Source organism: Polynucleobacter antarcticus, from assembly GCF_013307245.1.
GTDB lineage: Bacteria > Pseudomonadota > Gammaproteobacteria > Burkholderiales > Burkholderiaceae > Polynucleobacter > Polynucleobacter antarcticus.
On record NZ_CP028941.1, the window covers coordinates 2,039,219 to 2,064,828 of the forward strand.

The 25,610-nt window shown below is 46.1% G+C and carries 30 protein-coding genes; 12 read left to right on the plus strand and 18 right to left on the minus strand.

What is annotated here, in order from left to right; genetic code table 11:
• Positions 1–106: 106 nt before the first annotated feature.
• From DCO16_RS10535 to DCO16_RS10545, 3 genes are read right to left on the minus strand one after another with little or no spacing between them, the layout of a single operon-like run.
• Positions 107–1,585: an ammonium transporter gene (locus tag DCO16_RS10535; protein WP_173943598.1), complete on the minus strand. Its 1,479-nt coding sequence runs from the start codon at positions 1,583–1,585 to the stop codon at positions 107–109.
• Positions 1,586–1,598: 13 nt separating this feature from the next.
• On the minus strand, positions 1,599–1,937 hold the full coding sequence (locus DCO16_RS10540) for a P-II family nitrogen regulator (protein WP_173943599.1): 339 nt from the start codon (positions 1,935–1,937) through the stop codon (positions 1,599–1,601).
• A 26-nt stretch (positions 1,938–1,963) separates the two neighbouring features.
• Entirely contained in the window at positions 1,964–2,800 is an 837-nt protein-coding gene (locus tag DCO16_RS10545; RefSeq protein ID WP_173943600.1) for a TorF family putative porin, read from the minus strand.
• A 259-nt stretch (positions 2,801–3,059) separates the two neighbouring features.
• On the opposite strand from DCO16_RS10545, the gene DCO16_RS10550 reads away from it, so the two are divergent.
• Complete coding sequence (locus DCO16_RS10550) at positions 3,060–3,317, plus strand: accessory factor UbiK family protein (RefSeq protein WP_173943601.1); 258 nt, start codon at positions 3,060–3,062, stop codon at positions 3,315–3,317.
• A 33-nt stretch (positions 3,318–3,350) separates the two neighbouring features.
• Here DCO16_RS10550 and DCO16_RS10555 read toward each other — a convergent pair whose 3' ends face one another.
• From DCO16_RS10555 to DCO16_RS10585, 7 genes are read right to left on the minus strand one after another with little or no spacing between them, the layout of a single operon-like run.
• Complete coding sequence (locus DCO16_RS10555; protein WP_217426667.1) at positions 3,351–3,938, minus strand: hypothetical protein; 588 nt, start codon at positions 3,936–3,938, stop codon at positions 3,351–3,353.
• Entirely contained in the window at positions 3,931–4,941 is a 1,011-nt protein-coding gene (lipA, locus tag DCO16_RS10560) for a lipoyl synthase (RefSeq protein ID WP_173943603.1), read from the minus strand. Before lipA ends, DCO16_RS10555 begins: the two co-directional genes overlap by 8 nt.
• Positions 4,938–5,582, minus strand: coding sequence for a lipoyl(octanoyl) transferase LipB (gene lipB / locus DCO16_RS10565; RefSeq protein ID WP_173943604.1), 645 nt, complete (start codon positions 5,580–5,582; stop codon positions 4,938–4,940). The genes lipA and lipB overlap by 4 nt, the downstream gene beginning before the upstream one ends.
• Positions 5,583–5,591: 9 nt before the next feature.
• Positions 5,592–5,858, minus strand: coding sequence for a YbeD family protein (locus DCO16_RS10570; protein WP_173943605.1), 267 nt, complete (start codon positions 5,856–5,858; stop codon positions 5,592–5,594).
• 8 nt (positions 5,859–5,866) lie between these two features.
• Positions 5,867–6,592: an alpha/beta hydrolase gene (locus DCO16_RS10575; protein WP_173943606.1), complete on the minus strand. Its 726-nt coding sequence runs from the start codon at positions 6,590–6,592 to the stop codon at positions 5,867–5,869.
• Between the two features lie 22 nt (positions 6,593–6,614).
• Positions 6,615–6,923 (minus strand): (2Fe-2S) ferredoxin domain-containing protein, encoded by a 309-nt coding sequence (locus DCO16_RS10580; RefSeq protein ID WP_173943607.1) that lies wholly within the window; start codon positions 6,921–6,923, stop codon positions 6,615–6,617.
• 12 nt (positions 6,924–6,935) lie between these two features.
• Positions 6,936–8,030 carry a VanZ family protein gene (locus DCO16_RS10585; protein WP_173943608.1) on the minus strand — a complete coding sequence of 365 codons (1,095 nt, stop codon included), beginning with the start codon at positions 8,028–8,030 and terminating at the stop codon, positions 6,936–6,938.
• A gap of 37 nt (positions 8,031–8,067) precedes the next feature.
• Here DCO16_RS10585 and DCO16_RS10590 point away from each other — a divergent pair, with 37 nt between their 5' ends.
• Positions 8,068–8,868, plus strand: coding sequence for a biotin--[acetyl-CoA-carboxylase] ligase (locus DCO16_RS10590; RefSeq protein WP_173943609.1), 801 nt, complete (start codon positions 8,068–8,070; stop codon positions 8,866–8,868).
• Positions 8,865–9,713, plus strand: a complete 849-nt coding sequence (locus tag DCO16_RS10595; protein ID WP_173943610.1) for a type III pantothenate kinase — start codon at positions 8,865–8,867, stop codon at positions 9,711–9,713. Before DCO16_RS10590 ends, DCO16_RS10595 begins: the two co-directional genes overlap by 4 nt.
• Positions 9,714–9,735: 22 nt before the next feature.
• Here the strand turns inward: DCO16_RS10595 and rfaE2 are convergent, their stop codons facing one another.
• Positions 9,736–10,227 (minus strand): D-glycero-beta-D-manno-heptose 1-phosphate adenylyltransferase, encoded by a 492-nt coding sequence (gene rfaE2 / locus DCO16_RS10600; protein WP_173943611.1) that lies wholly within the window; start codon positions 10,225–10,227, stop codon positions 9,736–9,738.
• Positions 10,228–10,325: 98 nt separating this feature from the next.
• Between rfaE2 and DCO16_RS10605 the strand changes: the two genes are divergently transcribed.
• Genes DCO16_RS10605 through DCO16_RS10625 form a run of 5 tightly spaced genes read left to right on the plus strand, consistent with a single transcriptional unit; the run spans position 10,326 to position 15,149 of the window.
• Positions 10,326–10,904, plus strand: a complete 579-nt coding sequence (locus DCO16_RS10605) for a glutathione peroxidase (RefSeq protein ID WP_173943612.1) — start codon at positions 10,326–10,328, stop codon at positions 10,902–10,904.
• Positions 10,904–12,292 (plus strand): NAD(P)/FAD-dependent oxidoreductase, encoded by a 1,389-nt coding sequence (locus tag DCO16_RS10610; protein WP_173943613.1) that lies wholly within the window; start codon positions 10,904–10,906, stop codon positions 12,290–12,292. Before DCO16_RS10605 ends, DCO16_RS10610 begins: the two co-directional genes overlap by 1 nt.
• Positions 12,293–13,078 carry a DUF1365 domain-containing protein gene (locus DCO16_RS10615; protein ID WP_173943614.1) on the plus strand — a complete coding sequence of 262 codons (786 nt, stop codon included), beginning with the start codon at positions 12,293–12,295 and terminating at the stop codon, positions 13,076–13,078.
• The gene (locus tag DCO16_RS10620; protein WP_173943615.1) at positions 13,075–14,361 is read left to right on the plus strand and encodes an SAM-dependent methyltransferase; all 1,287 of its coding nucleotides are present in this window, start codon (positions 13,075–13,077) and stop codon (positions 14,359–14,361) included. The genes DCO16_RS10615 and DCO16_RS10620 overlap by 4 nt, the downstream gene beginning before the upstream one ends.
• 14 nt (positions 14,362–14,375) lie before the next feature.
• Positions 14,376–15,149, plus strand: coding sequence for an SDR family NAD(P)-dependent oxidoreductase (locus DCO16_RS10625; protein ID WP_173943616.1), 774 nt, complete (start codon positions 14,376–14,378; stop codon positions 15,147–15,149).
• A 39-nt stretch (positions 15,150–15,188) separates the two neighbouring features.
• On the opposite strand, the gene DCO16_RS10630 is transcribed toward DCO16_RS10625, so the two are convergent.
• The 3 genes from DCO16_RS10630 to argS all read right to left on the minus strand — a co-directional run bounded on the left by DCO16_RS10630 (position 15,189) and on the right by argS (position 18,271).
• Positions 15,189–15,845 carry a thiol:disulfide interchange protein DsbA/DsbL gene (locus DCO16_RS10630; RefSeq protein WP_173943617.1) on the minus strand — a complete coding sequence of 219 codons (657 nt, stop codon included), beginning with the start codon at positions 15,843–15,845 and terminating at the stop codon, positions 15,189–15,191.
• Positions 15,842–16,459, minus strand: a complete 618-nt coding sequence (locus DCO16_RS10635; RefSeq protein WP_173943618.1) for an SPOR domain-containing protein — start codon at positions 16,457–16,459, stop codon at positions 15,842–15,844. Before DCO16_RS10635 ends, DCO16_RS10630 begins: the two co-directional genes overlap by 4 nt.
• 66 nt (positions 16,460–16,525) lie before the next feature.
• Positions 16,526–18,271 carry an arginine--tRNA ligase gene (gene argS, locus DCO16_RS10640; protein ID WP_173943619.1) on the minus strand — a complete coding sequence of 582 codons (1,746 nt, stop codon included), beginning with the start codon at positions 18,269–18,271 and terminating at the stop codon, positions 16,526–16,528.
• A gap of 35 nt (positions 18,272–18,306) precedes the next feature.
• Here argS and DCO16_RS10645 point away from each other — a divergent pair, with 35 nt between their 5' ends.
• A complete protein-coding gene (locus DCO16_RS10645) occupies positions 18,307–18,615 on the plus strand; it encodes a DUF1840 domain-containing protein (RefSeq protein ID WP_173943620.1) in 309 nt (102 codons plus the stop codon).
• A gap of 29 nt (positions 18,616–18,644) precedes the next feature.
• On the opposite strand, the gene metH is transcribed toward DCO16_RS10645, so the two are convergent.
• Together metH and DCO16_RS10655 are read right to left on the minus strand one after the other, a co-directional pair.
• Positions 18,645–21,398 (minus strand): methionine synthase, encoded by a 2,754-nt coding sequence (metH, locus tag DCO16_RS10650; RefSeq protein ID WP_173943621.1) that lies wholly within the window; start codon positions 21,396–21,398, stop codon positions 18,645–18,647.
• Complete coding sequence (locus DCO16_RS10655) at positions 21,395–22,459, minus strand: homocysteine S-methyltransferase family protein (RefSeq protein ID WP_173943622.1); 1,065 nt, start codon at positions 22,457–22,459, stop codon at positions 21,395–21,397. Before DCO16_RS10655 ends, metH begins: the two co-directional genes overlap by 4 nt.
• 74 nt (positions 22,460–22,533) lie before the next feature.
• Here DCO16_RS10655 and DCO16_RS10660 point away from each other — a divergent pair, with 74 nt between their 5' ends.
• Positions 22,534–22,983: a PhaM family polyhydroxyalkanoate granule multifunctional regulatory protein gene (locus DCO16_RS10660; protein WP_173943623.1), complete on the plus strand. Its 450-nt coding sequence runs from the start codon at positions 22,534–22,536 to the stop codon at positions 22,981–22,983.
• Here DCO16_RS10660 and DCO16_RS10665 read toward each other — a convergent pair.
• Positions 22,907–24,010: an MBL fold metallo-hydrolase gene (locus DCO16_RS10665; protein WP_173943624.1), complete on the minus strand. Its 1,104-nt coding sequence runs from the start codon at positions 24,008–24,010 to the stop codon at positions 22,907–22,909. The two genes, DCO16_RS10660 and DCO16_RS10665, sit on opposite strands and share 77 nt — an antisense overlap.
• Positions 24,011–24,064: 54 nt before the next feature.
• Between DCO16_RS10665 and DCO16_RS10670 the strand changes: the two genes are divergently transcribed.
• Complete coding sequence (locus DCO16_RS10670; RefSeq protein ID WP_173943625.1) at positions 24,065–24,241, plus strand: DUF1289 domain-containing protein; 177 nt, start codon at positions 24,065–24,067, stop codon at positions 24,239–24,241.
• Between the two features lie 2 nt (positions 24,242–24,243).
• On the opposite strand, the gene acuI is transcribed toward DCO16_RS10670, so the two are convergent.
• Positions 24,244–25,227 carry an acrylyl-CoA reductase (NADPH) gene (acuI, locus tag DCO16_RS10675; RefSeq protein WP_173943626.1) on the minus strand — a complete coding sequence of 328 codons (984 nt, stop codon included), beginning with the start codon at positions 25,225–25,227 and terminating at the stop codon, positions 24,244–24,246.
• Positions 25,228–25,314: 87 nt separating this feature from the next.
• On the opposite strand from acuI, the gene DCO16_RS10680 reads away from it, so the two are divergent.
• On the plus strand, positions 25,315–25,608 hold the full coding sequence (locus DCO16_RS10680) for a hypothetical protein (protein ID WP_173943627.1): 294 nt from the start codon (positions 25,315–25,317) through the stop codon (positions 25,606–25,608).
• Positions 25,609–25,610 lie beyond the last annotated feature (2 nt).

Here is a 25,610-nt window from a genome sequence, read left to right on the forward strand (position 1 = left end):
TCCACCATTGTAAGATTTTTAAAAGAAAGACGCGAAATCCAAGGATCTCGCGCTTAAAAACTGGGCAGCCATGCTAGGCCGCCCAGTGAGGGGTAAAACAGGCTAATTAAGACTCGTAAGCAGTCTCACCATGTGAACTAATGTCCAAACCTTCACGTTCTTGATCTTCTTTAACACGTAAACCAATCACAATATCGACTAATTTAAAGGCTATAAAAGAAACTACGCCAGACCAAATCAAGGTGGTAATCACACCTTGGCTCTGAATCCATACTTGGCTGGAAATAGAGTATTCAGCAGAAGCAGCATTAGCAACGTAATCCCAAATACCAGAACCACCCAAAGCAGGATCAGCGAATACGCCGGTTAACAAGGCACCCAAAATACCACCTACTCCATGGATACCAAATACGTCCAAGCTGTCGTCTGAGCCTAAAAGTTTCTTCAGGCCACTAACACCCCAAAGGCAAATCACACCAGCAGCAACACCGATGATTAATGCACCCATTGGACCGACAAAACCAGCAGCAGGAGTAATGGCAACCAAGCCAGCTACGCAACCAGATGCACCACCCAACATAGAAGGCTTACCTTTAATAAGCCACTCAGCACATGACCAACCCAATACAGCAGCGGCCGTTGCCAGTAATGTGTTCACGAATGCTAAGGCTGCACTACCATTTGCTTCAAGAGCAGAACCGGCATTAAAACCAAACCAACCGAACCACAAGAGTGATGCGCCAATCATGACAAACACGAGGTTATGTGGCTTCATTGCTTCTTTGCCATAGCCCAAACGCTTACCAACCATGAATGAACCTACTAGGCCAGCCATCGCAGCGTTGATATGAACTACTGTTCCGCCAGCAAAGTCGAGAACACCCTTCTGCCACAACCAACCAGCACGAGCAGTAATAGCTTCAAGTGATGCAGCATCTTTGATGTCATCCGGACCAGGCCAGAACCAAACCATGTGCGCAATTGGCAAGTAGCTAAATGTAAACCAGAGAACCATAAACAAAACGATCGCAGAAAACTTTGCGCGCTCTGCAAATGAACCAATGATCAGGCAGCAAGTAATCGTTGCAAACGCTGCTTGGAATGACATAAAGACAAACTCAGGAATCACAACGCCCTTACTAAAGGTTGCTGCTACAGAGTCTGGCGTTATACCAGCCAAGAACAAACGATCAAAGCCCCCAATAAATGCACTGCCTTCAGTAAATGCAAGACTGTAACCATATAGTGCCCACAGCACCGTGATCAAAGAGAAGCCAAACATGCACTGTACGAGTACAGAAAGAATGTTCTTACTACGGGTTAAGCCACCATAGAACAAAGCCAAACCAGGCAGTGTCATCAAGATAACTAATGCAGTACACATTAGTAACCATGCTGTATCAGCCTTATCAGGAACCAATGCAGGTGCGGCAGGAGCAGCTGCCGTCACTGCTGCCGCAGCAGAAGCTGCAACTGCCTTAGCTTCCTCAGCAGCAAAAGCTGGGGAAGCTACCATCACACTAGTCGCCCCAATGGCCAAAGCCATTGCGCTTCCAGCTAGGAGTCGTTTCATCCAAATTAACATTTTGAACCTCTCTTTAAAGTGCTGACGTACCGGTTTCACCGGTACGAATGCGAATGACGTGTTCAACTGAGGAGACAAAAATCTTGCCATCGCCAATCTTGCCAGTACGAGCTGATTTTTCAATTGCTTCAATCGCTCGCTCCAAGATGCCATCTTCAACAGCAGCTTCAACTTTTACTTTAGGTAAAAAATCCACTACATACTCAGCACCGCGATACAACTCGGTGTGACCTTTTTGACGACCAAAGCCTTTAACTTCAGTAACGGTAATGCCCGAAACTCCCACTTCCGAGAGAGCTTCGCGCACTTCGTCAAGCTTGAAGGGCTTGATGATTGCGGTAATTAATTTCATACGTTTCTCCGTTCAGAGGAAAGGAATTAGAAAGTTTTGGTGAGGGAAACAATGCCAGTTGAACCAGCTAAATTCTTAGAGCCTTGATTTGTTGGGCCTACATATGCATAAGTGCTACCACTCTTAGCAGCGGTTGTCCCAATATAAGCTGCTGCTAAAGATAAACCTCCACCGAAATCTTTGGTTAAGCCTAACTTGAAATCGGTATAGTTGAGTGTTGGAGTGCCAGCAACAACTTGTTGCCCAGCTATATATTGATAACCGACGTGCGCATTAACGGCTAAACCCCACATACCTGTATCGTAATTAACTGTTAAATCTGGATAGTAAGATCCTGCACTCTTTGCATTACCGAATAACGGGGTAACCGCGTAGGAAAACTTAACAAAACCAGTTAAGGGTCCGAATGTGAAATTCTGAGCTGCATATAGTTCCGTTGTATTCGGATTCACTATTGGTCCGGCAGTAGTGGAAGCTGAGTAAGCTCCACGAGATGGATATACGTATTGCAAGACTCCAACATCAGATGCAAAACCTTCGCCGATTAATTCCTTTTTAAATCCGCCATAGAAGTCCATTTCGATCGGTGCGGTTACACCAGAGTTACCATCTCCAATCCAGCTAATAGAGCTATTCCAGTTACCAAGATACAGACCGCTTTCATGAGCGTAGTCAAAGCCGCCTTGTATGGCCGGCTTCATATTTGACTGTGAAATACCACGATAGCGATAGTCACTGACAACTGTAACGTTCGCTGTAATTGGGCTAGGCTCTGGCGCTGCAGGTGCAGTCTGGGCAAATGCTGCTGATGCCAAGAGGCTTGAAGCTGCTAAAGCGATAGCTGTTTTTTTAATAGTTTTCATGTGTAACTCCTTGCTGTTTGAATTAAAAAGTTGAATGCTTTAATGCATGTAGCGATGATGAGGGGAGGCCATTTGGGCGCTTTGGTGGTATTCACCTAAATAATGCATATGCACTACTTTGGTGCTATTAATGGCACTCATTTAGTGAATTTTGGCTAAATTCCCTGTTTTTAGCCCTTCTCAAGCCCTTTTTGGCCTAACAACTTAAAATGTCTTCTGTGACTTTTATGCAACTCTTTATAGATCGGCGATCCCTATCATGCAAAAACCAGGCGAAATCCTAGAGCAAATTCAGCGTATTGCTGGCGAAATGCAGAACAAAGTGGGTGAGGCTATTCGGAATTCACCAGCGCAAGAAATTGAAAAGAATGTCCGCGCGATGATGAACCAAGGTTTTCAGAAGATGGACTTGGTGACGCGTGAAGAGTTTGAGCTGCAATCTAAGGTGCTATCAAAAACGAGAGAGAAATTAGAAATGCTCGAAGCTAAGGTAGCTGCCCTAGAAAAATCTTCATAACATCTGAGGATTCATTAGAGATTAATTGATGTCTTACTCTGGACGAAACTCATCAAAGAAATTGGCATACGCCTCTTCAGCAAAAAACTTTTTAGCATCTACCCGCGCTGGCGCGGTATGTAATACAGACAGTTGATAGATCCAAGCGCCGCTATCTGGTCTAACTCTCACAATCCACCGCACACGCATCGCGGTCTCGACTGCACCCGTAGAGGGAAACTCTAAAAAGTAATCTTTAGCAGCAGCACGTTGACGAGCGGCGGTTTGATACACCACATCTGCACTAGCAGCGCTTTCTGCATTAACGCTCGCTCGATTAAAAAGATTGCTTTGTATCTGCTCTATTAATTTTGGTAACAGTGGGAGCTGCTCCTTGTTCAAATAAGTAGAGCTTACTGAATAAATATCATCGTCTATTTTTACTGCCTCTAATACTTGCGCTATTTTTTGGTCTTGATATGGCAGTACTCTATCGATCTTTTCAGGCTTACCAGGAAATAATGCTGTGTAGCCCTCTTGCGGGGATTGCACTGTACGCCAATCCAATTTGGGACTACAGGCAGTTATTAAGAAAGCTGTTATGAGTAAAGCTAAGGTCTTACTAAAAGAGTAACTAGACAACACCCGCCTCATGCGCTTGTTGATCGGCGTGATAACTAGAACGCACCATCGCGCCCACAGCCGCATGCGAGAAGCCCATAGCTTTAGCCTCTTCTTCGAAATGCTTAAATACATCCGGATGAACATAGCGTCGCACTGGCAGATGATGTCCAGATGGAGATAAATACTGGCCAATAGTGAGCATATCGATATTGTGCTCACGCATATCGCGCATCACTTCTAATATCTCCTCATCCGTTTCACCTAGACCAACCATCAAACCGCTCTTGGTTGGAATATGTGGGAAACGCTCCTTAAAGTCTTTGAGTAACTTTAAAGAGTGGGCATAGTCTGCGCCGGGTCGCGCTTCTTTATACAAGCGTGGCACAGTTTCTAAATTGTGATTCATCACATCAGGTAATCCGGTAGCTGCGTGAGCACTAAACACATCTAGGGCTTTATCCAGTCGTCCTCGAAAATCGGGCACGAGTACCTCAATACGCGTATGCGGTGACAAGGCTTTAGATTGGGAAATGCAATCCACAAAATGCATGGCACCACCATCACGTAAATCATCACGATCTACGCTGGTGATCACAACATAATTCAGTTTTAAGGCAGCAATAGTGCGAGCTAAATTAGCGGGCTCTTTGGTATCTAGCGGATCTGGCCTACCGTGACCAACATCACAAAACGGACAACGCCGCGTACATTTATCCCCCATGATCATGAAGGTTGCAGTGCCCTTTCCAAAACATTCACCAATATTGGGGCAACTCGCTTCTTCACACACTGTGACCAATTCATTCTCGCGCAATATTTTTTTAATCTCATTAAATCGCGAGTTTCCAGAGGCTGCTTTTACCCGAATCCAATCGGGCTTCTTCAACACTTCATGCAATGGAATAATTTTGATCGGAATGCGCGCAGTCTTCTCGCTCGACTTTTGCTTACGCGAAGCATCGTAGTTAAGATCCTGCCGAACATTTATCGGGGAATCGAGATCTAACTTACTGGTGGTCATGATGTCATCAATTGCTTTTGCAAATGCCCTAAGAGGGTTTGGCTAATAATGTCTATATTGTCCTTGATCCCCAAAGTTTGCATGTCCAAGGTTCTTAAGCCCTCATAGCCGCAAGGGTGGATTCGGGCAAAAGCACTTAAATCTGTGGCTACATTGAGTGCAAGACCATGGTAAGAGCAACCTTTAGAGACCTTTAGGCCTAAAGCAGCCATTTTGGCACCTCGATAGTCTGGCGCTATACCAGGATCCTGTGAAAGATAAATACCAGGCGCCCCAGGTTGTCTCTCTGCCTGAATACCAAAGTCTGCCAAAGTATCAATCAATGATTGCTCGATCCGCACAACCAACTCTTTTACAAAAATACCTAGGCGCCGAAGATCCAAGAGGAGATACACCACAATTTGACCGGGGCCATGATAGGTAATCTCTCCACCGCGATCCACTTGTACTAAGGGAATTGCTTGACTAGGAGAATGCAAATTACCGGCATCACCTGCAAGCCCTAAAGTAAAAACGGGGGGATGCTCTAGCACCCAAATTTCATCAGGTGTATCAGTAGTTCTTTGTTGGGTAAACGCACGCATGGCCTGATACGTTGTCTCGTAATCAGCAACTCCTAAATGTTTTACTAGGATGCTCATCTCAAGGTGTTACAGAACAACGCTCACCAATGGGTGGGTGGACAAGGTGCGATAAAGCTCATCTAACTGCTCGCGACTCGTAGCGGTGATGGGTAAAGTAATCCCCAAATAATTCCCATCCTTTGATGGCCTTTGCTCGACCTTACTCTCATCAAAAGTAGGATCAAATTGATGGGCAATATGTAAGATGGCGGGCAAGTAATCCGGGTTCACTTTTCCCATGACCTTAATCGGAAATTCAGATGGGTACTCAATCAAGGATTTTTGTTCAGTCATATTTATCTCTAGTCTAGTGAATGGTTTCGATGATCGGGCATACCCAACCAAGCACTCGTAATGATGTTACGAATGCAATGTAAGCGACGGTGGAAAAAATGATCGGCACCTGGAACTACTTGAACCGTTAACTCTTGTGGGCGCGCCCAATCTAAAACAGCACTCAAGGTAATGGTTTCATCTACCTCACCATGAATCAAAATCGTATCTGCTGGCACAGGGGCTAATTCCCACTTACCAGCTGCACTGCCCACCATTACTAGCCGCTCTGCAGGGCGGCCCAGCTCAATCAGCCTTTGTATCAGATGCGTACCGACAAAACTTCCAAAAGAAAATCCAGAAACAACTAAGGGCAAAGTATTTGCCCCAGAAGTCCAACTCTGAGATGTAGTGAGCTCCAGTGCACTCCAGCTCGATGGGGTCCGCATCCAATCAGTGACGTAGAGTAAATCTTCTATCTCACCAATACCATCATCATAAGCACCAGCAGTAGCGCCTACACCACGAAAGTTTGGCCGCACACTCACATAACCCAATTGATTAAAAGCACGCGCCATGGTTTGTGCAACCTTGTTATCCATCGTACCGCCCATTAGGGGATGCGGATGCGCCACCAAGGCTAAACCTCTAATAGAAAAATTGGGATTGCTTTTTAATTCATCAGGTAAGTCGATGGACATTTCTATCTGACCGACTACCCCTTCAATCTGAATGACTTTTGTACGGCTATTCATGAACTGAACTTTCTGAAATCTCTCAAGCTAACTGCAAACGCTCGACCGGGCGTCCTTGAATTAAATGCGATTGGATAATTTCCTCGACATCTTCGGTATCAATAAAGGTATACCAAACTCCTTCTGGATAGACGACCATCACGGGGCCTTCAGAACAGCGATCCAAACACCCTGCTTTATTGACCCGAATTTTTCCAGGGCCAGAGAGCCCGAGTTCTTTTACTCGTTTTTTGGCATAGTCAAATAATGCAAATGCGTTGTGCTGATCGCAACACTCATTGCCGTTATCACGTTTATTAAGACAGAAAAAGAGATGGTGCTGAAAGCTCATAAAAAATATCTATCAAGGTTTTAATTTAAAGGTTAATTTATTTCGAATAAGCCAAAATAAGGCTAGTGGCAACCATACCACTGAAACCCACTGCATGAGTTCATTAAAGTGCAATAGTCGCCCTTGGTGCCAGTGTCTTAGGGTCATGATGAAATAAGGATTATCAGGTAATAAATTAATCGCAACCGTAGCGCTAATTAAAGAGATCAGCGCAATCCAAAACTTCGTTCCAGCTGAACGATTGAGCGCGAACCATAATAAAACGCTGCCCAGCATCATTCCCCAAATAGCACCAGCGGTTAACCAAAGCAAACTAAATTCCACCCCAAATTGCAAAGTTGTAAAAATCACTTTAGTAAATAGAGTCAAGCAAAGAAGGCTATTGAGTATTCTCCACTGGGGTGCCTTGCTACGCATTCCTAGCGATAGTAATAATGCCGCGCCCAGCCAACAGAGTGCGGTAATGACTGATTCTTGTACAACGTGATTCATCACCATGGTGCCCCAGTCAACTGGAGCAAATATGGCATGCCCCCATACCCCGGTGCCTAACCAAGAACTCTGCGGATAAATTTGTGACCAGGGAAATAAGAGAAATAAGGCGCAAGCTGCCCAATTCAAACCAAACCATTGATCAAATTGACGGCGGATCACGCTACCGGATAGCCACTTTGGACCCAAGGGAATAGCCAGCAAACCACCCAAAAGACCTCCTAAGACATTGGCCCACCAATCCATCAAACTTGGAATACGCGTTGGCAACCAAGTTTGCAAGGATTCCACACTAAACGCCAGAATGGCGCTTAAACCCAATGCCATAGCCAGGGCAACGAGATGACGCCAGCGGGGATAAGCGGCAAATACCAATAAAAAGCCGAGGGGGATATAGGCCAAGATATTGACCGACACATCAAATAACGTAATAAAACGAGGGGAAGGCGCAAATAACCATGCCCACGCAGCTACGCCATTCTGGAGGTTGAAATCAAAGGGATTGAGGCTGACATAGACGATTAAAAGCCCGTAACCCAAACTGATAGCTCGAGCTAAAGGCATGGCTTGTAGAGGCCAATCAAACTTGCGTGGGCGCTGCTCTTCGTGATCCATTCCCCAATTCTAGGTCAGACCTTTCTACAATAGAGAAATGAGCTGGAATTGCATCCTAGAGCGTGTCCCCAAAACCCAATCCACCAATGATGATTTATTGGTTCGCTGGCGTGCTGGGCAATTAATTGACCCTGTAGCCAGGATTGCCCATGAACAAACCGCAGGTAAAGGTAGGGCGGGTAGAGTCTGGCTTGCTCAGCCTAACGACACCCTGTGCTTCTCTTTAGCCTACCCCTTTCCATGCCGCCCCAATGAGTTAAGCGGCCTGAGTCTGGTAGTTGGCCTGGCCCTTATTACCGGCATTTCCACAGCCCTGAATATTCCTGAGAATGTCCTTTACAGTCAGGGATTAAGACTTAAGTGGCCGAATGATCTGCTACTAAATAATGCCAAGCTTGGTGGGATTCTGATTGAGGGTGGTCAAACTACACTCAGCGACCCCAGCTGGATGATTATTGGTGTTGGACTGAACTTGCGTTGCGCTGATCACATTGCTCAACGCTTAGGATCTCAGTCTTCGTTTGAGCTTGGTGCACTTGACCAACTCATCCCTGCGAAAAATGCTTTACCTGATATGGAATTTATCTGGCTCCAATTACTGGCGTCTTTTGAAAAATATCTTACTGAGTTTAAGCAATTTGGTTTCAGCCACTTTCAAAAAACTTGGGCACAGTGGGATGCATTTGATGGTCAAGCAGTGCGCATTTCCGGTGGTGGTGCTGAGCCCCTCTTAGGCATATCCACTGGGGTAGATCCATCTGGCGCATTACTTCTAAACCAAAATAACACCATCATCCCTATTCATGCGGGTGATGTTTCCTTACGAGTGCAATCATGAGTCTGTATCTTTTATTTGATGTTGGCAATACGCGCCTAAAGTGGGCCGCTGTTGAATCGACCCAAAATACTGCCGACCGCAATAAAAAACTGTGGGCTTACTCTGGCTCTATTAGCAGTAAATCATTTCAGTCGGCAGAGCTTCGTGCGGAGCTCTCCGACTACATTGCTAAAACTTTACCTAAGCCCGATGCTATCGCCTTTGCCTGCGTTGCTGGCGACGAGGTCATTGCCCATCTGCAATCTCTCTTTCCACAATGGAGTGATATTAGTTGGCATCAGTTGACTGGTGATAGCCCCTATCATGGCATGCGTACCCTCTATCAAGACCCTAGCAAACTCGGAGCCGACAGATGGGCCGCCCTGATTGGCGCAAGAGCGCTCTCGAATACCAATACTTTAATCATCAATGCCGGGACTGCCACGACGATTGATCTTTTGGGCGGTAATGGCGTGCATTATGGTGGCTGGATTTTGCCAGGACTGAGCCTCATGCAGGAGAGTCTGCAAAGCAACACCGCGCGACTTCCATTAGTCAATCGCCATGCACATCTTGCGGCGAATACTACTTCTACAAATTCAGTCCCACAAACTAGTCTTGGAGTCAGTACAGATGAGGCGATTATTGGGGGATGTGATGCCGCACAATTAGGTGCCATATTGCGTGCAGCTTACCTAGCAAAAGAGATGAATCACCCTGTTGAACGCATCTGGCTTGATGGCGGTAATGCTGCAGTGTTAGCCAATGAGATCAAGCAATTTCCTGAATTAGCCAGGCTACCCGTAGAGCCTATTGAGGGACTTGTGCTCCGCGGTCTTTGGGCTTGGTTGCTGCAGAAAATCTAAGATCGGATCAACTACTTAGCTTCTATTGAGCGCGGATCTTCCCTAATAAGGTTGTAGTCGAACGCTCATATAAAAAAGGGATCGCAAATGCTTTGCCGCCCCAAGTTTTCACTAAGCGGGTTTCTTCTAAAGTATCGATTTCATAATCGCCACCCTTGATATAAATATCCGGCCGAATTCGGGCAATTAAATTTACTGGCGTCTGCTCAGTAAAAAGTACCGTTAAATCTACGCTAGCAAGCGCAGCAAGAAGGGCCTGACGATCTGCCTCTGTATTAATCGGCCGATCATTCCCTTTGCCCAGCAGCTTGACAGAAGTATCTGAATTCACGCCAATGACTAGACTTGCCCCAAATTCTCGGGCTTGCGCCAGATAAGTGGCATGTCCCCGATGAAGAATATCGAATACCCCGTTGGTAAACACCAATGGCCTTGGAAGGGCTGCAATACGGGCATCGAGCTGTGTCAAAGAGCAGACTTTTGATTCAAAAGAAGGTAAAGGCAAAAGAGTCATATTGCAATATTAATGGCATTACGGAATGCCCAACGATATTTGCCAGAATGTCTTAGACTTACGTATCTCATTATCCTAGCTCATCTACAAGGTTCAGCATGACTCGTTATATGGCACGGTGGGCATTAGCGCTACTTTTTCTGATGCCCACAATCACATTTGCTCAAACAGCGCCACCAACAACACCCAAGTGCAGCCCCTTGTTATCGCATACCTTTCCCAGGCTGCAGGATGAAGCCCCACAGAATCTATGTCAATACCAAGGTAAGGTAGTGCTCGTGGTCAACACAGCCAGCTTTTGTGGCTTTACTGATCAATATGAGGATCTAGAGAAGCTGTACGCAAAGTACAAAAATCGCGGCCTCGTTGTTCTCGGATTTCCGACCAACGATTTTGGTAAGCAAGAGCCTGGCACTAATAAGGAAATTGCTGATTTTTGTAAAAATACCTATGACGTTAAATTCCCTATGTTTGCTAAAAGCACAATTAGTGGAAGTAATGCAAACCCCCTCTTTAAAATGTTGATTGCAAAAACAGGGACAAGTCCCAAATGGAATTTTTATAAGTATCTGATTGATCGGAATGGCAATGTCGTAGACTCTTATGGGAGCCTTACCAAACCAACCAGTAGCAGCATAACTAAAGAGCTTGAAAAGCTCCTTGGAGAAAAAATTTAGTGAGTAAGAAAAAAGTAGCCATTATTGGCGCTGGTATATCTGGTCTGGGCTGTGCTTATGCTTTAAGAAAACATCCAGACTTAGACATTACGATCTTTGAGGGCGGTAATCATATTGGTGGTCATAGCAATACGGTTGATTTTTCTCTAAAAACTAATCAAGGCGACATTAACTATGGAATTGATACTGGATTTTTAGTATTCAATCGTAAAACATATCCTCGCTTAGTCCGTCTATTTGAGGAAATCAAAGTTCCTATTGCGCCATCTGAAATGTCTTTTTCAGTATCGATTGATACCAAGGCAAAAGATGGTCATCACAAAAATATTGAATGGGCAGGGAATGATCTCAATTCTTTTTTTGGGCAAAGATCAAACTTACTCTCCCCCTCTTTCTGGAGAATGGCATATGACATCCTGCGCTTCAATCGTATGGCAACTCGGCTAGCGGAAGAACAGATTGCGGCAGATCTTGATTACGCTGAACCCGATGAGCGCATCAAAGATTTTTTAGACCGTAATCGTTTTAGCACTAGCTTTAGAGAAAACTATTTCCTACCAATGATTGGTGCCATCTGGTCTTGCTCCGTTGATCAAATGCTCGAGTTTCCGATTCAAACGATGGTGCGCTTCTGTCATAACCATGGCCTCCTTCAGATTCAGAATCGCCCGCAATGGCTTACGGTACAAGGTGGCTCTAGAGAATACGTCAAACTTCTCGTCGCCGCACTTGAAAAACAGGGCGTCAAGATCGTACGTGAATCAGTTAGCCGTGTGAATGCCAGTCAGGTAGATAAAGCGCCAGTGGAGGTCATTACCCCCTCTGGTAATCAATGGTTTGATGAAGTGATTATGGCCTGTCACAGCGATCAGTCATTAGAGCTGGTGCACGGTATCAACCAGGATGCACGAAATATTTTGGCCTCTATTCCTTATCAAAAGAATCGAGCTATTTTGCACACCGATCAACACTTCCTACCCAAGAATCAGCGCTGTTGGGCGGCTTGGAACTACACGGCAAAATCTGGTATCTCTCCCACCGCACAACAACATGTCAGCGTTAATTACTTAATTAATCGCTTGCAACCATTACCTGAGGCACTACAGAGCACTCAAATTATTGTGAGTCTCAATCCACTCACTGATCCAGATCCGAATCTGGTGCATGAGGAAATTCATTACTCTCATCCTGTCTTTGATATGCGCGCTGCTCAAGCACAAAAAGAATTGCCGCTTATTCAAGGGAATAGTTCCATTTGGTATTGCGGTGCATGGACAGGTTTTGGCTTTCATGAAGATGGTCTACGCTCTGGCGAACTCGTTGCCAAAGATCTCTTAGAAAGTATTTCTCATCCCATTCATTCTGACTCCGTTCAAGATAGCCAATAAATGCAGGTAGCAACCATTAATTTTGGTGCGGTCAAGCATCGGCGCTTTCGTCCTGCTAAAAACGCGTTTGGTTATGGGGTCTTTACTATCTCTATTCCAATGCGTGCCCGCAATGCAGATAAAACCTTACTGAGTAAGCATGGCTTAGGAGATAAGCAATTTAGGCTTTTTTCATTCTTTGACCAAGATCATGGCCTTGGTCATGCCGATAGTCTTGCCTGGGTCGAGCAGATTCTTAAAGAAAACAATATTCCTCATATTGATGGGGAGATCTGGTTGCATACTTTTCCCCGAGTACTAGGCTATGTCTTTAATCCGGTCAGCTTTTGGATTTGCACCAGGGCAGATGGTCAAGTCCAAGCCGTACTTGCTGAGGTCAACAATACCTTTGGGGAGCGCCATTGCTATCTCATCCATCAAGACTCTGGAGCAGTCTTGCGGTCCGGCGAAACCTTTGTGAGTAAAAAAGTATTTCATGTCTCCCCCTTTTGCGATGTCAGTGGGGAATACCATTTCCGCTTCCTATTTCCAAGTGACAGCCAATCGAAAAACAATATCGTCTGTCGTATTGAGTTACATGAGGATGGCCAACCCCTGATTAATACTAGTATTAGCGGCGTAGCACAGCCTTTAAGCAGGGCAGCACTGTATCTCGCTTTTCTGCGTTATCCCCTCATGAGCTTGGGTGTTATTGGACGGATTCATTGGCAGGCATTAAGATTGTGGATTAAAGGCGTTCCTTTTCACTCAAAGCCAAAACCACCCGAACTTGAAGTAACTCGATGAATCGCCCTGGTCAATCCCTTCTCTCACGCTTAATTTTTTCTCGTCAACCACAACGAGAATCTAAAGCTCAAGAGTACCGTCTAAGCACTAAAACAGTACTGAACTTGTTATCCCAGTTACGTAGTGGCCATCTTGTGGTTACCTTGCCTAATAACGAGACCAAAGAGTTTGGTAATCGCGATGATAGTTTGCATGCAGAAATCCAAATTTTGGACTGGTCTGTCTTTAAACACATTCTGTCTCATGGCGATATTGGCTTTGCAGAAAGCTATATTCGTGGACAGTGGAATACACCAGATCTCAAAGCCATTCTTGAGCTTGCTATTCGTAATCGCACTATTTTAGAAAAAGCGATCTATGGCAGTTGGTTTGGTTCCATCATGTACCGCTTAAAGCATTGGCTGAGAGATAACTCAAAAGCAGGCAGTCGTAAAAATATTCATGCGCACTATGACTTAGGAAATGCTTTTTATACCTTATGGTTAGATCCAAGCATGAGTTACTCCAGCGCTTGGTTCTCTGAGGGCGGTAAGGAGTCTTTGATTGAGGCTCAACGCGCGAAGATTAAACGAATTCTAGACTCCATCAATACTAAGCCTGGCGATCATCTCCTCGAGGTGGGTTGTGGCTGGGGCGGCTTTATGGAAGAAGCTTTACGAGATGGCCATCGTGTTACAGGCTTAACTTTATCCACTGAACAAAAAGCATTTGCAGAAGCGCGCTTAAAACAGGTTCAATCTGAAACAGAACAAGCGCAAAACTTTGAAGTTCGCCTTCAAGATTATCGTGACTGCAAAGAAAAATTTGACGGTATTGCTTCTATAGAAATGTTTGAAGCCGTTGGAGAGAATCATTGGGGTGAATATTTTCAGACTATTGCCTCACGGCTTAAAGCAGGCGGTAAAGCATGTATTCAAACTATTGTGATTGCCGAGGAGTTATTCGAACGCTATCGTCACAGCACAGACTTTATTCAACAGTATGTTTTTCCAGGGGGCATGTTGCCATCGCCCTCAAAGTTCAAAGCGGCTGCAGCTCAAGCAGGGCTAGAGGTCGAGTCTGAATTTTCTTTTGGTATTGACTATGCCAAGACCTTATGTATTTGGCGCGATAGCTTTAATCAAAAGGTAGAAGATATTTATCACTTAGGATTTGACGAGACCTTTGTCCGCCTTTGGAACTTCTATCTCATGTATTGCGCGGCTGGGTTTTCTGAAAAGAATATTGATGTTGTTCAGTTCACGCTTAAACATCAATCCACATCCATCCCACAGCCTACCTAGAGGTCGATTACCCCATGAAACAAAAAGGAATTGATAGCTTTGTAAATCAGCGTATCTGGGTAATTGGCGCCTCGAGCGGCATTGGTGAGGCATGTGCCCGGGCGCTATTGAAGGCAGGCAGCAAAGTAGCGCTTTCTAGTCGTCGTGTTGAGCGCTTAAATACATTGGCAGAATCGGCACAAGGGATGGCCTTAGTGCTGCCCTTAGATATCACCCATAAAGATCAAATCGATACCGCCTATCAAACCATCTTGGATAGCTGGGGCGGCTTGGATTTACTGCTGTTTGTTTCAGGGGTATACACCCCCATGCGTGCTGATCAGTTTGACTTTGAGATTGCACAAAAAACGATTGATGCCAATCTTTTAGGCCCGATGCGCGCTGTTGCTGCGGTATTACCTCAAATGATTACAGAACACTCAGGGCATATCGCCATTGTGGGCAGTGTAGCGGGCTATAGTGGCCTCCCCAAAGCGCTTGCTTATGGTCCAAGTAAAGCAGGGATTATCAATTTCTGTGAAACCTTGTATTACGACTTACTCCCTCAAGGAGTCAGTGTGCATATGATCTCTCCAGGATTTGTAGCGACAGAGGCTACTGCACAAAATGATTTTGAAATGCCTGCCCTGATTACTGCTGAAGAGGCAGCTACAGAAATACTGAACGGCATGCAAGCTGGCAAGTTTGACATTCACTTCCCAAAGCGGTTTTCGGGCTTCTTAAAGTTCCTCAGAATCTTGCCCTATCCCGTGTACTTCTGGATTGTGCAACGCTTCGTTAAGATCTAGGCTACATAAAAGCAAGGATACTGCGCTCGCTAATAGGGATTACTTGTATTTGTCCTTACGGATTTTTTGTTCTAAGAATTCCATTACGCTAATCGCTTTAGCCTTGTTACCAGCAATCGATGGCGAGGTCATATAACGGCCTTGCATCACAATCGTGGGTACGCCATCAATCCGATAGGCCTCTGCCATTTGTCTAGCGGCACGCGCCTTAGAAACCACTGCAAAAGAACGATACGTTGCCAAGAATGCATTGCGATCAACGCCTTGTGATGCCACCCAATCAGCAATCTCATTTTCAGTCATGAGGCGCTTATTTTCTTTATGCATCGCAAACATCACTTTGTCATTAAGCGCATCTCCTTTGCCCATAGATTCGAGGGCATAAAACAGTTGGCTGTGTGGCATCAAATCATCTCGAAATGCGACCGGCACCTTTCGAAATACGACATCATTTGGCTTACGCTTCAGCCATGCATTTAACTCTGGCTCAAAGTCATAGCAGTGTGGACAGCCGTACCAAAAAAACTCAATCACCTCAACCTTGCCCTTGGTATCTAGAGGCTGAGCTACTGGCAGAATGCGGTAGTCAAATCCCTCTTCTATCTTAGAGTTTTGAGCGCTTGCCATACCCGAAACAGCAATGGCCAAAATTGCCGTAGTAAACGAGAGAAACATCCGCTTAGATAGTGACATCATAATTTTCCAGATTTAATAATGGTTGGTTTAATGCCAATAGCATTTAATTTATCACGTACTGGGCTAGTATCTTCAACACTATTAAATGGTCCAATACGAACACGCCATAAGGTATTGCCGTCACTACTGATCTCACTTAATTGAGACTGAATTCCCTGAATAGCTAAACTAGCTTTTTGTGCATCCGCCTCCGCACGCTTGTTAAAGGCGCCCACCTGTAAGAAAAAAACCACGTCCGGTTTAATGGTAGGTGCTGGTACTGGGCTTGCCTCAGGCGGCTTCTTACCGGTAGCGAGATCGCCAATAGGATCTGGGGTGCTAATAGCAGGTGCGGCTGATTTACCTTGCAGTGGTTTGTTCAGATCCACAGGCTCGGTTACGGTCTCTTCAGTCTCTGCTGAGGTAGGTCCAGACTTGATCGCAAAAGGAAGATTGGGCGCTCTGACACCAGGGCGCTCCTGGGGTGTATTTTTTGAAAGATAAAAAGCAATCACAAAGGCAATACCTAAACCAACCCCAAGACCCAAAATAAAACCTAGGATCGTACCGCCATATTCGGAGCTAGATGCGCTAGCTCGAGAAGTGAGACTTGCTGGTTGATTGATCTTTTTCATAGCTGCTTAACCCTTGATTTTCACCATTTGATCATTACTTCTGATCTTAGACTGCATACGGATAACTTACATCTTAGCGGGTGCAGATACACCCAGTACTTTTAAGCCATTTTCAATCACCTGGCGAGTGGCTAAGAGCAAGGCTAAACGGGCCAGTTTTAAGGCTTGGTCATCCACTAAAACACGATCAGCATTATAAAAAGTATGGAAATCCCCCGCAAGATCACGTAAATAAAATGCTAAGGCATGGGGTGCCAAGTCTGCTGCAGCATCCGTTAGCACCTCTGGATACTCTGCTAAACGGCGTAATAGATGGTCAGCGGCTTTGCTCGACAACAGGGATAACTCTGCAGACTGGAGTTCAGATAACTGCCCACCCCATTGGGTCAAGATAGAGCAGATCCGTGCATGAGCATATTGCACATAAAACACGGGGTTCTCATCATTTTGCTGCAAAGCCAAATCGATATCAAACACAAACTCAGTATCCGCTTTGCGAGATATCAAGAAGAAACGTACGGCATCGCGTCCCCGTTGTAATGCTACCTCGCGCTCATCCGCTGTCATCTCAGGCGTAATGCCACCCGACCACTCCACCAGATCTCGCACAGTGACATAAGATCCCGCACGTTTGGAAATTTTGACTTCCTCACCATTGCGCATCACCGTCACCATCTTGTGCAAAATATAGTCAGGATAGGTTTTGGGAATATCCCACCCGCGCTTTAGGGCCACACCCTGCAGGCCAGATCGTACACGGGCAATAGTGCCATGGTGATCACTGCCTTGCACATTAATCACTTTCTGAAAGCCCCGATTCCATTTACTGGCGTGATAGGCGACATCTGGTACGAAATACGTAAAGCTCCCATCAGATTTGCGCATGACGCGATCTTTATCATCGCCATCATCCGTTGTTTTTAACCAAAGCGCGCCCTCAGCCTCATACGTCTTCCCTATGCTTTGTAAGTCTTGAACAATTTGCGCGACACTGCCATCGGTATAGAGGGAAGACTCTAAGTAGTAACAATCAAATTTGACGCCAAAGATTTGTAAATCTAGATCTTGCTCATGACGCAAGTAAGCGACTGCAAATTGACGAATGGCTTCAATCCTAGCTTCCTCTGATAAATCATGGCGATACTTAGGGTCTGCTTTATAGGCTGCCGCAATCTCAGCAATGTACTCCCCGTTATACGCTTGTTCTGGCCACTCAGCATCCCCTGACTTATGACCATCTAAACGGGCCTGTACAGAAAGTGCCAAATTTGCAATCTGTACACCAGCATCGTTGTAATAAAACTCACGATGGACTTTGACGCCTTGCGTTGCCAGCAAGTTAGCAAGCGCATCTCCCAAGGCTGCTTGGCGCCCATGGCCCACATGCAATGGGCCTGTGGGATTAGCAGAGACAAACTCAATCATAGCGCTGGAGACCGATGCTGCGCTGGGTGCAAGCTGCCCAAACTGCGATCCGGTTAGTAAAATCTCTTGCACAACAGCTGCCTTAGCGGATGGGCTCAAGCGAAAGTTAATAAATCCTGGGCCCGCAATTTCTGTAGAGGCAATCAGATCGGCGTAAGTTGGTTGTTGTTGTAAACGTTCAACCAAACTTTGAGCCAGTTCTTTTGGATTGAGCTTCCAGGCCTTAGAAATCTGGAGTGCAATATTGCAAGCAACATCTCCGTGATCAACGGCCTTAGGACGCTCTAAACGAGGCTGTGGGGCCTCGTCAAAGCCGCGCTCCAGCGCCAAACCTTGCAAGGCTGTCCTGAGCATCTCAATTAAATGATTTTTATGGGTTAACAACATAGATTATGGAGTTTATCAGGTGGTAAGCTATAGAAATGATCTATCAATTTCACTCTAAAGCAGGTGCAGACGTCATCATGCTGGCTGACTTAAGCCAAAGAATATTTGACCTTTTGGCTCGTCCACTAGAGGCAAGGGGGATTTTCACAACCGAGCAATTACCGGCCCTGATTACCGCCTTAGAAACAGCCATTCTTAAAGATCTCGAAGAGCGGGCCAAACATCATCAAGATGGTCCGGATAAGGCAAAGCTAGCCGATCGACTGGGTCAGCGCGCCTACCCTTTCTTAGAACTCATGAAACAAGCTCATGCTAAAGGCGAACCAGTAATGTGGGGCGTATAAACCTAGGCTGACCTAGGCCACCCCCACCATTAATCTATTGAGCTAGAAAGCTGGCGACGCACATCCTCAACTGTTTCACCGCGACGTTGAGCCATATCCTCAATTTGATCAGCAGAGATTTTGCCCACATTAAAGTAACGCGCATCTGGATGAGCTAAATAAAACCCACTCACACTAGAGGCTGGGTTCATAGCCATCGATTCTGTTAAGGTCATGCCAATATCTTCGGATCCAATCACACGCAACAAATCTTTTTTGACTTCATGCGCAGGGCAGGCTGGGTAACCAGGAGCGGGACGAATACCTCGGTACTCCTCATGGATCATCTGCTCATTCGTCAACAACTCATCCGTCGCATATCCCCAAAGATCGGTTCGAACGCGGTGATGCATGAGCTCTGCAAAAGCTTCCGCCAAGCGATCCGCTAATGCCTTCAACATAATGGCACTGTAATCATCATGCTTGGCCTGAAACTCAGCCACTTTCTTCTCAACGCCATGGCCTGTTGTGACTGCAAAACAACCCAAGTAATCTGCCACACCCGTATCTTTAGGCGCAACATAATCAGCTAATGAGCGATTAGGTCGACGCACACCATCAACCACTGGCCGCTCAGCTTGTTGACGCAAGTTATGCCAAACAAATAATGGGTGCTCACGCTTCTCATCACTGTATAAAACAATATCGTCACCAACAGTATTAGATGGATAGAACGCTACTACGGCATCGGCCTGAATCCACTGACCCTTAATCAATTTATCGAGCAAGGCCTTGGCATCCTCGAATACTTTGCTTGCCTCAATACCAACCACTTCATCTTCTAAGATTGCGGGAAACTTCCCTGCTAAATCCCAAGTCTGAAAGAAGGGCGTCCAGTCAATGTACTTGGCAATATCACTCAGAGCGAAATTCTTAAAGAGGCGGCGACCAATAAATTTGGGCCTCTCTGGAACATAAGTAGACCAGTCAATCAGCTCGCGATTTTTGCGAGCAGCTTCTAAAGAAATTGTGGGTGAGGCTTTTTTATTTGCATGCTGTTCACGAATACGGACATAGTCATCGCGCAATTCTTGAATAAATTTCTTAGCGCCTTCATCGGAGAGTAGGCTAGATGCGACTGATACAGAACGGGACGCATCGGGCACGTAGACCACAGGACCATCGTAATGGGGCGCAATCTTGACTGCAGTATGAACGCGTGATGTCGTAGCACCACCAATCATCAATGGAATTTGACGCTCGCGGAAATAGTCGTCACGCTGCATTTCTTGTGCGACATAGGTCATCTCTTCTAGCGAGGGTGTAATTAAACCTGACAAGCCTACGATATCTGCCTTCTCTTCCTTGGCACGCTTCAAGATTTCAGCACAAGGAACCATCACACCCATATTGGCTACTTCAAAGTTATTACATTGCAACACCACCGTCACAATATTCTTACCAATGTCATGGACATCGCCCTTAACAGTAGCCATCACAATTTTGCCTTTGGCTTTGGCTTCGCCACCAGCTGCAATATGCAAACGTTTTTCTTCTTCGATATAGGGAATCAATAAAGCCACAGCCTGTTTCATGACACGGGCACTCTTGACTACCTGCGGCAAAAACATCTTGCCCTCGCCGAATAAATCACCGACCACATTCATGCCGTCCATTAATGGGCCTTCAATCACTTCAATAGGTCTACCGCCTGAACCCATAATTTGCGCACGCAACTCTTCAGTATCTTCTTCGATAAATGTCGTGTTGCCATGGACTAGGGCGTGGGTTAAGCGTTCACGTACTGACGCTTCACGCCAAACCAGATTCTCTACCTGCTTAACACCACCACCTTTAAATTGATCAGCAATATCAAGTAACCGTTCTGTAGGTGTCTTGCCTTCTTTTTCCTTAAAACGATTAAGGACCACATCCTCAACCCGCTCTCGTAACTCTGGATCTAAATCAGCATACACCCCGAGTTGACCAGCATTCACGATGCCCATGTCCATGCCTGCTTGAATGGCGTGATACAAAAACACTGTGTGGATGGCTTCGCGAACACGATCGTTGCCACGGAAAGAGAAACTCACATTCGATACGCCACCGCTTATTTTGGCTGCAGGTAAGTTTTCTTTGATCCAACGCGTCGCATTAATAAAGTCAACAGCGTAGTTGTCATGCTCCTCAATACCGGTAGCAATCGCAAAAATATTGGGATCAAAAATAATATCTTCAGCAGGAAAATCGAGTTCGTTCACCAGCATCTCATAGGAGCGCTGACAAATTTCGGTCTTACGCTTAAAAGTATCAGCCTGCCCTAACTCATCAAAAGCCATCACGACAGTGGCAGCGCCATAACGACGAATGAGTTTGGCTTGTTTTCTGAAAGAATCTTCCCCTTCTTTGAGGGAAATAGAGTTCACAATCGGCTTGCCCTGAATACACTTCAAACCTGCCTCGATCACACTCCACTTAGATGAGTCAATCATGATAGGCACACGCGCAATATCTGGCTCAGAGGCAATCAAATTTAAGAAGCGCACCATCGCCGCCTCAGAATCCAACATTGCTTCATCCATATTGATGTCGATAATTCGGGCGCCACTCTCCACTTGCTGTCTTGCTACGGCCAATGCCTCATCAAATTGATTATTCAAAATCATGCGGGAGAATGCTTTTGAACCGGTGACGTTAGTTCGCTCACCGATATTGACGAAACCAACAATGGGGGTAACGTTATAAGACTCAAGCCCGGAGAGCTTCATCACTGGTAAGTTCGTCTGCTTTTCTTTATTACTCATGCGGACTCCTCCGCACTCTCGCGGTAGAAAGCACGAGGCCTGCGCTTAGCAACAGCCTCAGCTATTGCTCGAATGTGATCGGGCGTGGTACCGCAACAACCACCTACAAGATTGACTAAACCATCTTTAGCAAAACCATCTACTAAGCTCGAAGTAATGTCTGGGGTCTCATCAAAACCTGTATCACTCATCGGATTGGGTAATCCAGCATTCGGGTAGCAAGATACTGCAGTGTCACAAATACGAGCAAGCTCAGCAATGTAAGGGCGCATGAGGGCTGCGCCCAAGGCACAGTTCAAGCCAAAAGTAAGTGGCTTGATATGACGCAAACTATTCCAAAATGCTTCTACTGTTTGGCCTGAAAGAATACGGCCAGAGGCATCGGTTACCGTTCCTGAAATCATGACGGGTAGACGCTCGCCCGTCTCTTCAAAGAATTCATCGAGCGCAAATAACGCCGCCTTGGCATTGAGCGTATCAAAAATAGTTTCTACTAAAAATAAGTCAACACCACCAGCAAAAAGACCTTCAATCTGTTCTCGATAAGAAAGGCGCAGGGTATCAAAGGTCACATTGCGCGCGCCCGGATCGTTGACATCCGGAGAGATACTCGCCGTCTTCGGAGTAGGTCCGATTGCTCCTGCAGCAAAACGGGGCTTATCAGGGGTGCTATATTTTTCACAAGCGGCGCGCGCTAATCTAGCAGAGACTTCATTCATCTCCCGCGCCAAGCCCGCCATGTTGTAGTCTTCTTGCGCAACAGAAGTAGCACCAAAGGTATTGGTTTCAATAATGTCTGCGCCAGCATCTAAGTACTGCTCATGAATCTTGCTAATAATGTCGGGTTGCGTGAGCACCAACAGCTCATTGTTACCTTTAACGTCGCTTGGATGGGCTTCAAATCGCTTGTTAGCAGGCAGCCCACGATAATCTGCCTCAGACAGTTTGTACTGCTGAATCATCGTGCCCATAGCGCCATCCAAAATGAGGATGCGCTGCTTTAGAAGCTCTGGAAGTGCCTGACCGCGGGTATAAAGCAGGGATAAACCATTAGATTGCATTGAATGACCGGGATTAATCTCTAGAATCTCTTATTCTATTGGTAAACGCCACTTTTATCTTACCCGGAGCCTCTATGTTTGGAACTATCCCAGAATTCAATCAAAGCCTTGAAATGCTGAAAACCATGTGGGGCCAAGCTGCGCCCGGGCAGGCTGGTCAATTCCCCTTCAGTAGTGATGGTTCGAAGGGCGCAGGGGGCTTTGGCTCAGCCTTTCCAGGCATCGATACCGATGAGCTAGAAAAGCGCATCAAAGACCTTAAAAGTGTCGAAAATTGGCTCAATCTCAATCTGAATGTCTTGAAATCCACTATTCAAGGCTTAGAGGTACAGCATGCCACTATGATGGCGCTCAAGTCCTTTGGTGATGCGGTTTCTGCTACAGCTGCAGCCGCTACAGGAAGCAGTTCGGCATCCGAAACTAAAGCAAGCTCTGCAAGCAAGTCGCCTAAGCCACGGAAAACCGCAACACGCCGTCCTCGCAAAGCTGGCGACGCAACACACCTCGACGAAGTAGGTAGTTAAGGTGGGCAATGGCCTCGCCCATCGCAAATGTCATCTGGTGAATATCTAATTCTCGTTTGAATAACACGGGAATAATGTCGCGCGCAGTGGCTGGCTTTTGACATGCGCTGATGGTTTCTGCCAGACGATCATCGTGATGCGCTTTTAATTGCGCCACCCGTAACTTCATTCCTGTAAATGGTTTGCCATGAGACGGTAGTACCAGAGTGTCATCCGGCAAAGGTAAATAGCGATCAAGCGAGCTGAGATACAGGCCCAAAGGATCAGCGTCGGGGTCGGCATCATAGACACTGACATTGGTAGAGATGCGGGGCAAGAGCATATCCCCAGCAATCAAGACTCCGAGTGCTCGACAAAATAAAGAAGCATGTTCCGGCGCATGGCCAAAGCCCATGATGACTTGCCACTCATGACCACCAATCAAAATCATTTCACCTTCAATGATGCGACGATACTGACGTGGAACACCAGGCACCATATTGCTATAGTAATTAGAACGTCCTCGAATTTTTTCCAAATCTTCAGGGGCATTCAATCCATGCTTTTGAAAATGGTCTGCAGAACCGCCGCCACCTGCTCGTGCACCTACTGCAGCACCGCCTTCTTTGTGACTCAACCATTGGGCCGTTAAATAATCCGTCATGGAGATCCATAAAGGTACTTGCCATTTCTCACATAACCACTGGGCCAGGCCAATATGGTCTGGATGCATATGCGTGACAATGACTCTCAATACTGGCAAACCCCCAAGCTCATTGGTAAAAATCTGCTCCCAAGATGCTTTAGTTTCATCATTGGCAATCCCGCAATCTACAATTGTCCAACCCTCAACACCCTCAAAGACATCTCGCAAAAGCCATAAATTAATGTGGTCTAAAGCAAAGGGCAGCCGCATACGCAACCACCGTACACCCGGCGCAAGCTCAAGCGTGCTACCCACATCCGGCAAAGCATCTGCTAGGGGATAATGAAGAGTCTCTGTTTTAGTTGCATGATGGGCTGTGCTAGATGGATCTGATTTTTTCATGGTCTGAAGTAAGTTGATTTCTTTTAATATACTTTTTTAATTGCTGGAAAAACTGTGTCTACTGTTCCATCGCCATGCGTTAACTGGTGCGATATCAACCCAGAAAATGGGTACTGTCGCGGCTGCTATCGCACCCTCACTGAAATTGCTAAATGGTCTGCACTCTCTGATCCTGAAAAGCGGAAGGTCTGCGCCAATTTAGAAACACGCAAACCTCCAGGAGATCTTTAAGCTTATCGGTTGACATCCACAATTAAGCGGCCGCGAACATTTCCGGCCATCAACTCAGCAGCATACTTTACCGAATCTTCTAAACTAATTTCGTGAGAGATCTCCTCTAAAGTCTTGAGATCTACGAGCTTACTCAGTTGCTCATAAGCAGCTATTCGTTTAGCGCGGGGCACAGTCACACTATTAATGCCATATAAGGTTACGCCGCGCAAAATAAATGGGGCAACACTCGATGGAAAATCCATACCCTGAGCCAGACCACAAGCAGCAACTGCACCGTCACTCTTAGTTTGCGCGCAGGCATTCGCTAAAGTATGACTACCAACACTATCAACCACTGCAGCCCAGCGCTCTTTAGCCAATGGCTTTCCGGGAGCAGACAATACAGCGCGATCGATCACTTCAGCAGCCCCTAATTTCTTCAAGTAATCTGCCTCTGCCATCCGACCTGTACTCGCAATCACGGTAAAGCCTAACTGGCTCAATAGCGTAATGGCAAAGCTACCGACCCCGCCCGCCGCACCCGTTACTAGCACCTCGCCATCACTGGGTTTTAGACCATGTTTTTGTAATGCCATGACGCACAGCATGGCCGTATAGCCTGCTGTTCCGATCGCTAAGGCTTGCTTTGCAGTGAAGCCCTGAGGCAAAGGTATTAGCCATTCCGCTTTCACACGTGCCTGCTGAGCCAAGCCACCCCAATGCCCTTCACCAACACCCCAGCCATTCAAGAGCACCATATCGCCCACCTTAAAGTCAGGGCTACTGCTTTCTAGAACTTGACCTGCAAAATCAATCCCCGGCACCATTGGGAAGCTACGCACTACAGGACCCTTACCCGTAATAGCCAGTCCATCCTTGTAATTCAATGTGGAGTACAGGACTTTTACTTTGACATCTCCTGCTGGCAGGCTCGACTCGTCTATATCAGAGAGCTCAGCCCGATAGCCTTGATCATCCTTATTTACCAAAATCCCTCTAAACATGTCTCTTCCTTTTAAATACGCTGTTTTCTCCACAGCAAATGGGTAATAGGTTTATCCTAACGAGCATTGCTGATTATGGAGGTTTCCATGAAAAAAATTCTACTATTAACTACGATATCTGGCTTAACTTTGATTGGGTGCTCCTCAAGCCAAATTAATATGTCTATGGGCAATATGCGCTTAATCAGCTCTAGCGCTGCACCTCAAGAGGTGATGAACTTTGCCAATACTGCCTGTATGAACGATTTTTATCAGGGGGCAAGCTTTCTGTCTAAGGCGGGCACTGAATACCGCTTTAAATGTGTGAAAGCAGAAGAGAATGAAATCTTGACACCGATTCCTGGCACTTCAATTCCAGTTGCAGTGACTGGAAATAAATAACT

What these genes read in the sequence shown, in the direction of transcription:
- rfaE2 (WP_173943611.1), bottom strand. Translation starts at nt 10,227, where the DNA reads ATGACTCTTTTGCCTTTACCTTCTTTTGAATCAAAAGTCTGCTCTTTG.
- DCO16_RS10655 (WP_173943622.1), bottom strand. Translation starts at nt 22,459, where the DNA reads ATGCAATCTAATGGTTTATCCCTGCTTTATACCCGCGGTCAGGCACTT.
- DCO16_RS10580 (WP_173943607.1), bottom strand. Translation starts at nt 6,923, where the DNA reads ATGAGCTTTCAGCACCATCTCTTTTTCTGTCTTAATAAACGTGATAAC.
- DCO16_RS10590 (WP_173943609.1), top strand. Translation starts at nt 8,068, where the DNA reads ATGAGCTGGAATTGCATCCTAGAGCGTGTCCCCAAAACCCAATCCACC.
- DCO16_RS10630 (WP_173943617.1), bottom strand. Translation starts at nt 15,845, where the DNA reads ATGATGTCACTATCTAAGCGGATGTTTCTCTCGTTTACTACGGCAATT.
- DCO16_RS10625 (WP_173943616.1), top strand. Translation starts at nt 14,376, where the DNA reads ATGAAACAAAAAGGAATTGATAGCTTTGTAAATCAGCGTATCTGGGTA.
- argS (WP_173943619.1), bottom strand. Translation starts at nt 18,271, where the DNA reads ATGTTGTTAACCCATAAAAATCATTTAATTGAGATGCTCAGGACAGCC.
- DCO16_RS10635 (WP_173943618.1), bottom strand. Translation starts at nt 16,459, where the DNA reads ATGAAAAAGATCAATCAACCAGCAAGTCTCACTTCTCGAGCTAGCGCA.
- DCO16_RS10575 (WP_173943606.1), bottom strand. Translation starts at nt 6,592, where the DNA reads ATGAATAGCCGTACAAAAGTCATTCAGATTGAAGGGGTAGTCGGTCAG.
- metH (WP_173943621.1), bottom strand. Translation starts at nt 21,398, where the DNA reads ATGAGTAATAAAGAAAAGCAGACGAACTTACCAGTGATGAAGCTCTCC.
- DCO16_RS10535 (WP_173943598.1), bottom strand. Translation starts at nt 1,585, where the DNA reads ATGTTAATTTGGATGAAACGACTCCTAGCTGGAAGCGCAATGGCTTTG.
- DCO16_RS10660 (WP_173943623.1), top strand. Translation starts at nt 22,534, where the DNA reads ATGTTTGGAACTATCCCAGAATTCAATCAAAGCCTTGAAATGCTGAAA.
- DCO16_RS10620 (WP_173943615.1), top strand. Translation starts at nt 13,075, where the DNA reads ATGAATCGCCCTGGTCAATCCCTTCTCTCACGCTTAATTTTTTCTCGT.
- DCO16_RS10550 (WP_173943601.1), top strand. Translation starts at nt 3,060, where the DNA reads ATGCAAAAACCAGGCGAAATCCTAGAGCAAATTCAGCGTATTGCTGGC.
- DCO16_RS10585 (WP_173943608.1), bottom strand. Translation starts at nt 8,030, where the DNA reads ATGGATCACGAAGAGCAGCGCCCACGCAAGTTTGATTGGCCTCTACAA.
- DCO16_RS10605 (WP_173943612.1), top strand. Translation starts at nt 10,326, where the DNA reads ATGACTCGTTATATGGCACGGTGGGCATTAGCGCTACTTTTTCTGATG.
- DCO16_RS10680 (WP_173943627.1), top strand. Translation starts at nt 25,315, where the DNA reads ATGAAAAAAATTCTACTATTAACTACGATATCTGGCTTAACTTTGATT.
- DCO16_RS10665 (WP_173943624.1), bottom strand. Translation starts at nt 24,010, where the DNA reads ATGAAAAAATCAGATCCATCTAGCACAGCCCATCATGCAACTAAAACA.
- DCO16_RS10540 (WP_173943599.1), bottom strand. Translation starts at nt 1,937, where the DNA reads ATGAAATTAATTACCGCAATCATCAAGCCCTTCAAGCTTGACGAAGTG.
- DCO16_RS10615 (WP_173943614.1), top strand. Translation starts at nt 12,293, where the DNA reads ATGCAGGTAGCAACCATTAATTTTGGTGCGGTCAAGCATCGGCGCTTT.
- lipA (WP_173943603.1), bottom strand. Translation starts at nt 4,941, where the DNA reads ATGACCACCAGTAAGTTAGATCTCGATTCCCCGATAAATGTTCGGCAG.
- DCO16_RS10595 (WP_173943610.1), top strand. Translation starts at nt 8,865, where the DNA reads ATGAGTCTGTATCTTTTATTTGATGTTGGCAATACGCGCCTAAAGTGG.
- lipB (WP_173943604.1), bottom strand. Translation starts at nt 5,582, where the DNA reads ATGAGCATCCTAGTAAAACATTTAGGAGTTGCTGATTACGAGACAACG.
- DCO16_RS10545 (WP_173943600.1), bottom strand. Translation starts at nt 2,800, where the DNA reads ATGAAAACTATTAAAAAAACAGCTATCGCTTTAGCAGCTTCAAGCCTC.
- DCO16_RS10645 (WP_173943620.1), top strand. Translation starts at nt 18,307, where the DNA reads ATGATCTATCAATTTCACTCTAAAGCAGGTGCAGACGTCATCATGCTG.
- acuI (WP_173943626.1), bottom strand. Translation starts at nt 25,227, where the DNA reads ATGTTTAGAGGGATTTTGGTAAATAAGGATGATCAAGGCTATCGGGCT.
- DCO16_RS10570 (WP_173943605.1), bottom strand. Translation starts at nt 5,858, where the DNA reads ATGACTGAACAAAAATCCTTGATTGAGTACCCATCTGAATTTCCGATT.